This is a genomic window from Calothrix sp. CBUCES-K 9914 (genome assembly GCF_059640475.1).
Map to the genome: position 1 here is coordinate 1 of NZ_JBXXZH010000025.1, position 12,695 is coordinate 12,695.

8 protein-coding genes are annotated in these 12,695 nt (G+C 37.1%); 5 read left to right on the forward strand and 3 right to left on the reverse strand.

All coding sequences use genetic code 11. The annotated features are described in order from the left end of the window. The 4 genes from AC2JBO_RS08030 to AC2JBO_RS08045 form a co-directional block, all read left to right on the forward strand. Positions 1 to 295: enolase C-terminal domain-like protein (locus AC2JBO_RS08030; RefSeq protein ID WP_496953107.1), on the forward strand; the 295-nt coding region annotated here is incomplete at its 5' end. Positions 296 to 396: 101 nt separating this feature from the next. Next, the gene (locus AC2JBO_RS08035) at positions 397 to 1,986 is read left to right on the forward strand and encodes a GH3 auxin-responsive promoter family protein (RefSeq protein WP_496953108.1); all 1,590 of its coding nucleotides are present in this window, start codon (positions 397 to 399) and stop codon (positions 1,984 to 1,986) included. A 265-nt stretch (positions 1,987 to 2,251) separates the two neighbouring features. Then, complete coding sequence (coaD, locus tag AC2JBO_RS08040; protein ID WP_496953109.1) at positions 2,252 to 2,830, forward strand: pantetheine-phosphate adenylyltransferase; 579 nt, start codon at positions 2,252 to 2,254, stop codon at positions 2,828 to 2,830. Continuing rightward, positions 2,713 to 3,390: an ATP synthase subunit B family protein gene (locus tag AC2JBO_RS08045; RefSeq protein WP_496953110.1), complete on the forward strand. Its 678-nt coding sequence runs from the start codon at positions 2,713 to 2,715 to the stop codon at positions 3,388 to 3,390. The genes coaD and AC2JBO_RS08045 overlap by 118 nt, the downstream gene beginning before the upstream one ends. A gap of 34 nt (positions 3,391 to 3,424) precedes the next feature. Here AC2JBO_RS08045 and AC2JBO_RS08050 read toward each other — a convergent pair whose 3' ends face one another. Both AC2JBO_RS08050 and AC2JBO_RS08055 read right to left on the reverse strand, forming a co-directional pair. Next, positions 3,425 to 4,717 carry an aminotransferase class I/II-fold pyridoxal phosphate-dependent enzyme gene (locus AC2JBO_RS08050; RefSeq protein ID WP_496953111.1) on the reverse strand — a complete coding sequence of 431 codons (1,293 nt, stop codon included), beginning with the start codon at positions 4,715 to 4,717 and terminating at the stop codon, positions 3,425 to 3,427. Between the two features lie 403 nt (positions 4,718 to 5,120). Continuing rightward, the gene (locus AC2JBO_RS08055; RefSeq protein ID WP_496953112.1) at positions 5,121 to 10,601 is read right to left on the reverse strand and encodes an ATP-binding sensor histidine kinase; all 5,481 of its coding nucleotides are present in this window, start codon (positions 10,599 to 10,601) and stop codon (positions 5,121 to 5,123) included. Positions 10,602 to 11,000: 399 nt separating this feature from the next. On the opposite strand from AC2JBO_RS08055, the gene AC2JBO_RS08060 reads away from it, so the two are divergent. Then, a complete protein-coding gene (locus AC2JBO_RS08060) occupies positions 11,001 to 11,690 on the forward strand; it encodes a methyltransferase (protein WP_496953113.1) in 690 nt (229 codons plus the stop codon). A gap of 205 nt (positions 11,691 to 11,895) precedes the next feature. On the opposite strand, the gene AC2JBO_RS08065 is transcribed toward AC2JBO_RS08060, so the two are convergent. Beyond that, entirely contained in the window at positions 11,896 to 12,660 is a 765-nt protein-coding gene (locus AC2JBO_RS08065) for an Rpn family recombination-promoting nuclease/putative transposase (protein WP_496953114.1), read from the reverse strand. Between the last annotated feature and the right edge of the window lie 35 nt (positions 12,661 to 12,695).

Genomic DNA, 12,695 nt, shown 5'->3' on the forward strand with positions numbered 1-12,695 from the left:
AATAAGAATTGCACAATTAGCCCAAACCGCAGGAATAAAAATCCAACTCGGATGTCAAGTAGGAGAAACTGCGATACTTTCAGCAGCAGGTAGACATTTAGCTGCATGGCTAAACGATGTAACTTTCGTTGAGGGTTCTTACGGTGACTTGTTACTCAGCGAAGATATTAGCCGTGAAAGCATTCGTTTTGGGAATGGTGGTAAAGGCGGTTTATTGCGTAAACCTGGACTAGGAATTGAAGTTAAAGATGAACTATTAGAAAAGTATGATGAGCAACGGATACAACGGATGTAACGGATGAGTTATTTGTTACAAACATCATGAACCGTAGCATAGGCGTCTCGCCTGTACAGGGACACATTTTTTACCACAGAGACTAGTTCAATAAAATAATTATGCCCTATATTTTAAGTACATTTGTTAGGCTGCAAGGTCGGTGCCCAGCGAAACAGCTTGATGTTGCAGCATTGAATCCAGAAGCAGCACAATTATCACTTCTGCATTCAATTTTGGCGCCTAATGCTGACACTGTTTTTGGTAGAGAACATAAGTTTTCCCAAATAAAAACTGCTCGTGATTACTATAAATTTGTTCCAGTTAGAGATTATGAAGGATTTCGTCCCTATGTTGACCGTATTGTTGCAGGGCAACCGGGTATTCTAACAAATGAATTATGTACAATGTTAACTTTAACGAGTGGTACAACTGGTAAACCCAAGTATATACCCGTTACAGAAACATCTGAAAAACTGGGTTCTGAGTTGATAAAACAATGGCTTTACCGAAGCTTGGTAAACCATCCTCAGTTTCTCTCACAGGCAATAGTAGGGATAGTTAGTCCAGCAGTTGAAGGTTATACAGATTCAGGAATGAGCTATGGAAGTATTTCTGGGAGAATTTATCAGCGAATTCCTTATATTATCAAACTTTCTTATGCTATCCCTTATGAAGTTTTTGAACTAAAAGACTATGACCAAAGATATTTTGCCATTGCGCGTTTTGCTTTTGGGCGCCAAGTTTCTTATCTTTCCACACCTAACCCAAGTACTTTACTACGTTTAGCAGAAGTTGCGAATACTTATAAAGAAGATATTATTCGCGCTATTCATGACGGTACTTTAGGGATTAAATCTACCAAACCTCAACCTCAAAGAGCGAAAGAACTAGAAAAAATAGTTAATAGAACAAATGCTTTACTACCCAAAGATTGTTGGCGCCATCTCCAGCTTATTGGTTGTTGGACGGGTGGAACTGTTGGTATTCAAGCACAAAAGCTAGTAAATTATTATGGCGCCGTTCCTATCCGCGACCTTGGATATTTAGCAAGTGAAGCCAGAATAACACTACCATTACAAGATAATACCCCTAGCGGTATCTTAGCGCTAACTACTAACTATTATGAATTTATTCCAGAAGAAGAATTAAACTCAGACAATCCACCAATATTATTAAGCCATGAAATAGAATTAGGCAAACGCTACGGTATTTTGTTAACTACAACTGCTGGACTTTACCGCTATCAAATTCATGACATTGTAGAAGTTACAGGGTTTTATAAACAGGCGCCATTACTAGCATTCGTTCGTAAAAGTCAGGATATGACTAATATCACAGGCGAGAAAATGCACGTCAACCATGTCTTGATGGCAATGGAAGCAATCAGACAGAAATATAATTTACCGATAGTAACATATAGATTTACACCAGATATTGAAAATCAGCGTTACAATATTTATTTAGAACTAGATTTAGGACTAACACAAACCATCCCAGAAAATCTCTTACAACAAATAATTACAGCAATTGACTCGCAATTGTGTAATGTCAACTGTGAGTACGAGCAAAAGCGAAAATCAAAACGATTACATTTACCATATCTATATATAATGCCCCCTGGCTGGTCAGAAGCAGAAATAAGAAAAGAAGCAGCAAACGGTAAGCGCAACGTACAATACAAATGGAAAATCCTTTGCCACCAACTTTAATCGTTGGTTGGTGTACGCTCGTGCGTAACCCAACATTAATTATCCACGATTTGACCGCAATCCTAACACTGGGCGCCCAATTGCCACCGAAATAAACCCAGTGGAAGCAAAACAAGTTATCTACCATGACCGAAAGGCGCCTTCATATCTTGTACTGCTAATAATTCCTAATACCACGAGTTATTAAATTTACATGAGTTTCTGAGTCAAAATGGAAAAACTTTAGGTATAATTATCACTCCAGTAATGAGAGGCACCTCCAACTGTGATTGCGATTTATCCCGGAAGTTTTGACCCCGTAACACTGGGGCACCTCGATATCATCCAGCGTGGTGCTTCTTTGTTTGAACGAGTTATTGTAGCTGTGCTGCGTAACCCGAACAAAACACCTCTTTTTACTGTGCAGGAGCGAATTGAACTAATTCGCAAGTCCACCCCGCATCTACCAAACGTTGAAGCAGACAGCTTTGATGGGCTGACTGTAAAATATGCCCAAATGAGAGGAGCGCAAGTACTACTGCGGGGATTGCGCGCGATTTCCGATTTTGAAGTTGAACTTCAGATGGCACATACCAACAAAACGCTCTCAACGCAAATTGAGACTGTTTTTTTGGCAACATCAAATGAATATAGTTTTTTAAGTAGTAGTGTGGTAAAAGAGATTGCAAAGTTTGGTGGCTCTGTCAATCACCTTGTTCCTCCGCACGTTGCCCTAGAAATATACCAATGCTACGCCCAAAAATCCCAATCGAACCAGAGCATAACGGAAAACACGCCCTCCCTAACGAATCCTCCAACCCAAACACTGTTGGAAATTCACAACCAGAACCCGAGGGATGCTTAAATATTCAGCAGTCACTTGACCGTTTGGAGGAGATGATTCTTGCTAGTTTCCGCATTCCATTTACTAAACGTACCTTGGTGAATGAGGAAAAGCTGCTGGATTTACTTGATTATATTCGTTTGACCTTACCGACGGCGTTTAACGAAGCAATAATGATAAATCAGCACAGAGAGGAAATTTTGCTTGAAGCTGAAGAGTATGGACAGCGTATTGTCGATGCTGCTCAAACCAAACGCGCGCAAATTTTAGAAGAAAGTGATATTATTCGCTCCGCAGAACACGAAGCTTTGGAGTTAAAACGCAAAGTTCAGCAAGAGTGTGATTTATTAATGCAGCAAACTCTCGAAGAAATTGACTTGAAGCGTCGTCAATGTCAAGTTGAGTTAGAACAAATGCGCGAAACTGCTATTGCTGAAGCTACTGAAATTGAACAAGGCGCCGATGATTACGCTGATAGTGTTCTCGAACACATTGAGCAAGATTTGAATGAAATGACACGTATTATTCGTAATGGGCGCTCCTCACTCAATGCCAATAGATTACCACCAAACAAAAAGTAGGAGAGTAAGGTGGGCAGTGCCCACCCTACGATTATTACGCAGCAACCATTACCCGTTCAAGTACGCCGTATTTTAAACCAAGTTCATGGAGTATATTGACAGTTTTATCGATTTGTTCGATGGTATGCGCTGCACTGACTACAAAACGGATTCTTCCTTCATGGGGTTTTACAACTGGGTAGAAAATAGAAACAGAGAAAATACCGTTCTGGTATAATTCTTTATTGAATGCTTGCAGCTTCTCTACTTCAGAAATAAATATAGGTATAATTGGACTTTGGCTAGTGCCTAAATCAAATCCTGCACTTTTTAAACGAAGGCGCATGTACTGATTTTTATCATGCAGTGACTCAATAATCCCAGGATTATTTTCAATTTCTTCTAGAGACGCTAGAATTGCTGCTGCATCACCTGGAGTTAAACATGCTTGAAACGTGTATGTAGTAGCACGCCAATGAAGTAATGGAATATACTTTGATTTCAGTGCGACGAATCCACCAATTGATGCTGTTGCTTTGGATAAGGTCGAAGCAAGAAAATCAATTTGTTCAACAATTCCTAGATGTGAACAGTAGCCAGCGCCATTTTTACCGTATATACCAAAAGTGTGGGCTTCATCAACATAAATTAAAAATTTATATTTTTGCTTTAAGTTGACTATCCCTTGTAACGGCGCCAGGTCACCACTCATGGAATAAGCAGATTCAACGACGACAAAAATATTTTCGTATTCAAGTTGATACTTTCTTAATTTTTTTTCTAAATCTTGCAAATTATTGTGTTTAAATGTCACCCACTTTTTACCGGATAACTTAACTCCATCAATAATTGATGCGTGACATTCGCGGTCAAATATAATTAAGTCTTTTTTTCCAGGTAAAGCTGAGAGACAACCTAGATTAGCAGTAAAACCAGTTGGGAATAATAAAACACTTTCTTTCCCTATAAGTTGTTGCAATTTCAGTTCTACTTGTTTATGTAAAGTAGACATTCCACCAGATAAAGCCGATGTTCCAGAACCAGTTCCATATTTCTGTACAGATGCACAAACTTTATCAATAACGTTTTGATTACGATTCAAACCCAGGTAATGATTAACGCACCATAATATACACTCTTTCGACTCTTGGTTTTCATCTCCATCCCAAAAATTTGCGGGACTAGAGTTGCTTTTAGCAGATTGAACTTTAGCGATAACATTGCTACCTGCTTGTGTATACCTACCGTTGGAGTATAACCCTTGGTCTACTTGTTGAAGATAATGTTCATACAAGTAATCGCACAACTCTTCTATGTTTGTTAGTCCTTGGCTTTCTAGCTGTTTCATGTAGCTTAGAATAGGCGTTGAAACGTTAGTATACATATACTTTTTTAAAAATCTTAAAAAAAGAAGATTAACTTGGTTTAACTTGTGAGCAGGTATATGCCCGTAGGAGTTCAAAGTGCCAGCAATAAAATCTAAAATATAAACTTCTCGCTAGCGCACGGAAATTCTGATCACACTTTAAATCTGATTTATAGTGCTACTTAAATACACTAAACCACTCAGACAATTAAATTGATAAGCTAGAAACTACGTAATTTGATTTAAATTAACCTTGAAGAGAGTGCAGTTAGTTGCTGCATAATTGTAAATTTATCAAGATTACCTAGCTACAAGCGGCAAGTGGGTACGTAACTTGTTACCGTAATACTACGGAAAAAGGTTGTCATCTCAACGTTTAACTTCATTACTTAGTACGAAATGGTAATTGAATGAGAAACTCGGCGCCTTGTTGGGGTGAAGAGTAAACTTGAATCGAACCACCATGTTTATCGACAATAATTTGCCGCGCAATCGCAAGTCCTAACCCCGTACCCTTACCAACGGGTTTTGTTGTAAATAAATGTTCAAATATCTTGTCTTTAATTTCTTCCGTCATTCCCAAACCATTATCTCGAATACTAATCAAAACTGATTCCTGATCTTTACTAATACTAGTTGTAACTGTAATACAATTAGGACTAGCTTGAATTTGCTCGTAACTCAGTCCTATATTAGATTCATCTAGAGCATCGATAGCATTAGCAAGTAGGTTCATAAATACCTGATTCAACTGTCCAGGATAACACGCAAATTCTGGTACATTACTGTAATTTTTAATGACTTCGATTTGCGGTCGAGATTCTGATGCCTTGAGTCTGTGTCTAAGAATCAATAAAGTGCTGTCGAGACATTCATGAATGTTGCAAACAATCGGCTTAAGGTTATCCGAACGCGAGAAAGTTCGCAAACTGATGCTAATATCGTAGATGCGGTCAATACTTTGCTTCATTGAAATTAATAATTTGGGCAAATCTTCGCGGATGTATTCTAAGTCTGCTGCTTTAATTTTCTTGCATATTTTTGCGCTTGGTTGGGTATGCTCGTGTTGGTATAAGTCAATAATTTCAAATAAATCTTCAACATATTGCTCTGCCGGTTCGATATTTCCCGTTATACAACCTATTGGGTTATTGATTTCGTGAGCAATTCCTGCAACTAAACCACCCAATGCGGACATTTTCTCGCTTTGTACAAGTTGAAGTTGCATTTGTTTGAGGTCTGAAAACGAGGTTTCGAGTTGTTGCTTGGTTGCTTGCAAGTCAAATAGCGAAGATTCTATCTGTTTAGCATAGACTTGAGAGCGTTTGTAAAGTTGGGCATTTTCGATTGAAATTGCAGCTTGCGAGCAAATCAATTGCAATAATTCGATGCGATCACTTGTAAATGCACCTACAACGCTTTTATTTTCCAGATATAGTAACCCAATCAACTTACCCTGACGATTTATAGGCAAACACAATACACTTTTAGGCTGTTCGCTTTGAATATAACTATCGTAAAGCCAATTTGCTTGTTTGCTAATATCATTAACCAATAAGAATTTTGCCGAATTTTTGACATAATTGAGTATAGATAAAGGTACTAGATTACTTTCTTCAACGGGGAGCGAATCAATACTCGTAGTAGTGGCAATTTTTTCGATTTTGGTAATTGTTGCAGATGCTTCGACAAACATCTGTTGATTCTTCAGTAAAACTAGTACGCTCTTGGTTGCTCCAGCATTTTCTAACACTAATTTCATTAGTACAGCTAGTAAGCGTTCAATCTCAATTTCGCTCGAAATTACTTGAGATGCTTTAATTATACTTGCTAAGTCAAATACAGAAGCAACTGAACTGCTACTGTCAGACTTCGTTTGTGTTGCATTCAATACTATTGTTTCGGTTGTTTTGACTTCGATTGTTTGATGTTCCAGTACTGATTTTAGCAGGTGTGGGTAATGCTGTTCTAGGTGACTGATTTTAGCTTTTGCACCCCACCGCGCGTAAGCATAATAAGCGTCAGTTAGATAAACTCGAGCAATCTTTGGTTTATCCCAACTTAAGTAAAACATAGCAGCAAGTTCGCAAGCTAGTGCTTCTTCTTGAAGGTATTCATTTTCTTTAGCTAGGTTAATTACCTTGTCGTACATTTCCATAGCTTTCAAATTATCACCCGCAACCCTTAACATTTCAGCTTCGATTAATAGATACTTGTGTAAAAAGTTCTCTGGGCAGTTATCCGCCCAAGTTTTCATTTGGGTTTGATTTTGTTGGATTTGTTGATAATATTCGGTTTTTACGTCTTTATCGCTCTCTATTTCATACTTCTTAACTAAAGCTAGCGAGTAATAAAAATTATGGACTGCGATGCAGAAAAATCCCATTACGTACAGAAGAATTTCTTTTGCTTCAATCGCATACTGATAAGAACCATCCCAGTCACCGTACATATATAATACCTGTGACTTCATAATTTTATAACTACAAAGCCCAAGGAAACTTTTACGTGATTCGCATCGATTTGTATATTCTATCTCACTGCTATGTTCAGCCGAGAAATCATCTAAATTAGCTGTTAACCCAGATAAATTGCGAGCTACTAACTCAATACTAACTAGTGCATCTGTTGTTGATACATTATGCGTTTTTTCAGAAAAATCTATAAAACCAGAGAAATTTGCTAAAATATCAATTAAATTTGCACCTTGACAAAAGAGATTTAATGTTTTTCCCCATAACGAGTAGCCAGAATTTTGAAACTCTCCAGATTCCAACCCAAAACGGTAAGCATCTTCATTGATCAAATTAGAAAAACGTATATGCTTGTACCAATGATTGATAAAGCTCGCGAACATAAAATAAGTACGACATTTCAACGCTGGAGTATTAAATAAATCACTTAAATTTATTGCCAGCATTCCAAATTCGTATCCAGATTTGTAGTCTTGGAATATTGCACCAAGTAAAACTCCATAATCTGAAAAACCACGAGCGGACTCTGGTGTATTGCCATGTTGTAGCGATAGTTTGACTAGCTTTAAAGCAACAATTGGGAAAAGTTGTGGCAACCCAATATAAGCAACAGCGTCTAAATTCATCAATAATCTTGCCGCAACAATTTTCTCCTGCGATTCCATTGACGGTAGATTAATGAGACTAGTAATATTCCGTTGTGCCAATAAGCTATTTACCTCAGCGTATTCTGCGTGCAATTCTTCATTAAAATTACTTTCAGGTAAATCAATACCCAAAAGTTTTAATGCATTTATACCAACTTTAATACCTTCTATATACTTGTAATTTAAAGTATGCTGAACTATTAATATATTTAAGATATCGCCTTTCTCTAAATTTAGCTTTAGTCGCGGTAAGACTTGAAATATAAGATTCTCGCTAACATCGAAATTACCATTTAAATATTCAATCTCAATTTTTTCTCTATATAATAAAAATGCTAAATCGTATTGTAATTCCCAACAATCATCTGAAAGTAAGCCCAAACTCATATTTATATATTCTTGTGCTGCTAAATACGCAGTTGCAGCCTTAGCTTTTTTCGCCGCGAATAAATTTAATTCTATAATTTCTTGACGTTCTGATGCTGACTGTATTAAAGAGATACCTGTATTGAGATGATTCACAATATCAAAAATTTTCTCTTCACGTTCGCTATCTGACACATTTTCTAGTAATAACTTACCAATTTTAAAGTGGATTACCTGCTTCTCATTTTCTGGAATTAAAGCGTATGCAGCTTGTTGAACACGGTCGTGTAGAAATTTATATTTAATATTGACTTGAGTAGGATTAATTACAGCTTTACCTGATTCGGAAACAGATGTATTTGATTGGAAAAACTTATAAGTCTCATTTTTAGGTATAATCAGTTCTTCTTGCAGTGCCTTCCATAAATCTGTTGCAGTTTTTAAATGTGATTTTTCTGAAACTATAGCTAAACTATTTAAGTCGAATTCGTTACCAATACATGCCGCAAATTGCAGTACATTTTGTGTTGATGTAGGAAGTTTTTTTAATACTTGTGCGATGAGTTCAACAACATCGTCAGTTAGTGACCGTTCTCTAACCGTAGAAATATTACACTCCCAATAGTGAGACTCAAAATTAAACGTAATTAATCTTTCTTCGTACAATACTTTCAGAAACTGTGTGCAGAAAAATGGATTTCCTTTGGTTTTCTGATATACTAATTCAGCTAACGGCAATGCAAGATCACGCGAACAGTTGAGCGTGTCAGCAACTAAATCGTTAATATTTGTAAGTTCTAACGGTGCAATTGCGATTTCGTTAACTGTTGCACCCAACGAGCGAATTTGTGCTAGTGTCAACGTTAGTGGGTGCGCCGCCGAAACTTCGTTATCACGATAGGCACCGATTATCAACATATACTCAGTATTTGTCTCGGCAGCAAGTAGCTGCATTAGCTTGAGCGATGCTGAGTCAGCCCATTGTAAATCATCTAAAAAGATAACTAGCGGGTGTTCCGATGTTGCAAAAACTTTGATAAAGTTTTGAAAAAGTAAATTAAAGCGGTTTTGAGCAGCATTTCCCTCAAGTTGCAGAGCTTGTGGTTGTTTGCCAATTATTGCTTCAAGTTCAGGTATAACATCAACGATAACTTGGGCGTTTTCCCCCAATACCTGTAAAATATTTTTTTTCCAATATTTAAGTAAAGTATTGTTCTCGCTTAACAACTGTCCCATCAAGTCTCGGAATGCTTGTACAAAGGCGGAAAATGGAATGTGACGCTGAAATTGATCGTACTTGCCCCGAATAAAATAGCCGCGCTCTTTGACAATTGGTTTATGAACTTCATTAACAACTGCGGTTTTGCCAATTCCTGAAAATCCAGCCAGTAACATTACCTCACTGCTACCGTTGCTAATCCGCTCAAAAGCTGATAGTAGCTGACTTATTTCAACTTCACGACCATAAAGTTTTTCAGGTATGATGAAGCGATCGCACAAATCGCGCTGTCCCAATTCAAAACTTGGTATACTTCTTTGTGAATTCCAAAACTGCTGACACAATTCGAGGTCATATTTTAACCCCAACGAACTTTGATAGCGTTCTTCAGCATTTTTTGCCATGAGTTTGGCAACAATATCTGAAAGTTGTTGAGGAATTTTTGGGTTAATACTGGTGACAGTAGGAGGAAGTTTGGCAATATGACAATGTATCAACTCCATCAGATCTGTCGTTGTGAAGGGAAGTTGTTGTGTCAGCAACTGATAAAATGTTGCACCCAACGAGTAAAAATCTGTACGGTAATCAATACCGCGATTCATTCTTCCGGTTTGTTCTGGGGAAATATACGTAAGGGTTCCTTCCAAAACATTCGGATTTTTGAGTTGCTGGGTTTCTCGCGGTAGTAGCGAAGCAATACTGAAGTCGATTAATTTGACTTGTTTGGTGTCGGGGTTAATTAAGATATTCGCAGGCTTAATATCTTTATGAATAATACGCATTTTGTGCAGCGCATCAAGCGCTTGAGCAATTTGTATACCCACATCAAAAAACTCACTCAGCCCTAAATCGTCAAATTGGTGAAAATATTCTCCAAGGGGAATTCCACCAAAATCCTCCATTACCAGCACGTATGAGTTGTTATACGTCTCCAACGATAAGGGTTGAACTACTCCATCAATAGTTAAATTCTGGGAAATTATAAATTGGTTGCGAAACTGAACGAGTTCGCTAAAGCTGGGATATTCATTCCGCATTAGCTTGACGATCGCGCTTTTTCCATCCGATTCTCGAATCGCACGGCAAACGAGCGTCCTCGAACCAGTATAGATTCGTTCGCCGATGTGATAGCCAGGAAGATTAATGTTCGCACCCGCCATAAAACTCAAATTTGCTAATATTTTTGACTTGTTTAACTTATGTAGTTATTATTCCCAGAAAAATCGAGTTTGTATCACTTGCGGCTTTCTTCTTTTCTTGGTAATAAAAATAACTAATTGAAACTTAAGTACATATTATATTATACCCAAAGCGAAATGGTTTAATTGCTTCCCTACAGGATAGCATTATCTCAAAATTCACAAATATGCGGTTATTTGCTGCTTGGTTTTAATATAGCTTCAAATTTAATTACGTATTTTCTGCCTCACAAGGCAAGGTAGTTCAAGTAATTAACTATTTTTAGAGAAGATATTTTGATATTAGTCGAAAATACTGAGGCATGTTACAATATTTACAATTAATCTGGTTATATACTCGCTTTTAAATAATCGACAACAATGATTAGCTTAAATTTACCATTACCAATAATAGCCAGAGAATATTTAAAAGAAACTCCCTGTGGAATAATGGAGTTTGGCGACAAAAAGATTATTACATTACCTACTGTTTTTCCTCCAGATATAAATACGTTAGAACTTGCAAAAGTTACCAGTAAGTTAGTTAGGCAATTTTTAGAAACAAATCATCAGTGCCGAGTATTTGAAATGGGCGTTGGTACAGGTGGAGCTATTTTAAGTATAGCACAATTGCCTGGAGTAATTGCAAGTGGTGCCGACATTTCTCCTATGGCAGTTTTAAATGCTCAAGCCAATGCATTATGGTGGGGAACAAAATGCGATATTTATCATAGTGACTTATTTGATAATGTTCCATCTAATAAATTTGATATTATAGTTTGGAATATTCCTTGGTTATCAGAAAATCCTGGAGAGATAGAAGACATACGTTTTAAAGCTGGCTTTGACCCTGATTATCAATCATTGCAAAAATTCTTGTCAGAGGTAGATTCAAGATTAGCTACTGGAGGAAGTATCTTACTAGCTGTAGAAAAAAAATTTTGTAGATTAAATATCATTTATGACCTAATTGATCAAACTGGCTTTCAGAGAATAATTTTTGAAGAAATTCCTGTGATATGGCAAGAAATGAATTTAGACTTAATGTTTATACAATTGACATATAAATAGTAGGGGCAGTCAAAAAGAGACGGGCAAGGATGCCCATCCCACAATAATTTTCTACCAGTTTTAAATTTTTTGAGAATGATTAATTATATAATAGTATAGCAGACTACAAAAGCGCAATATATTTTTTGTAAAGTCCAAAAAATCGGTTATGGTAAGCGACTGCAAAGTTAGCTAAGAAACGTTTCGTAGTTGTTATTTATAATGTTTATTTTTGTAATTTTTCAACTTCTGCTACACTTAACCCCGTAGTCTGGCTGATTGTTTGTACATCTAAAACACCAAGCAGCGAACGCGCAATAGCAAGTGCTTTTATGAGTGCTCCTTCTTCTCTACCTTGTTTTCGACCCTTAGCTTCACCGTCCTGTTGTGCTTTTAAAATTGCATTTTTGCTGTCGTGGAGAAACATTTCTCGTTTTTCTAGCACATCTAGCTCCTTTCTGGTTAATTTACTTTCCCTTGCAACTTCAAACGCATGATTTATTTCTGGAACTTCTTCCATAGTAGGTGGAACAGAGGTGAGTGTGTTTGCTGCTTTCAGGAAGTACAGCCATTTATCTGATAACGTTTCTAATTCGGAAAGTTGTTTGTTGAATTTGGGTAACTCGACAAATACTAGTTCAATATCATCACTATAGTCGGTTAAATCTTCTTTTTCTTTTAATCGGTAGCGAGATGTAACTTTATTATTTCCTTCAAACATGTCAAAATCAGTAATAGTCAAGGCTATCACTGGATTCAATAGTGTATAGTCCTCGCCAAGTCTAAGCTGAATTGAAAAGGCTTTGGCTGCATTATATAGCACCCGCTTCTCGAAACCCAACACATTTAAAACCTGCATCTCAATCATAACGGTTTTATTTCCTGTGATAATCGCTTTTACGTCTAAGTATGAATCTTTCATACCCTTGATGCGCGGTGCCTGATAAGGGTCAATAAAACAAATGGCGCCACTTATGACTCGCGCATTCACAGCGATTGTGTATTGGGAAGAAGATGTTTATGAGA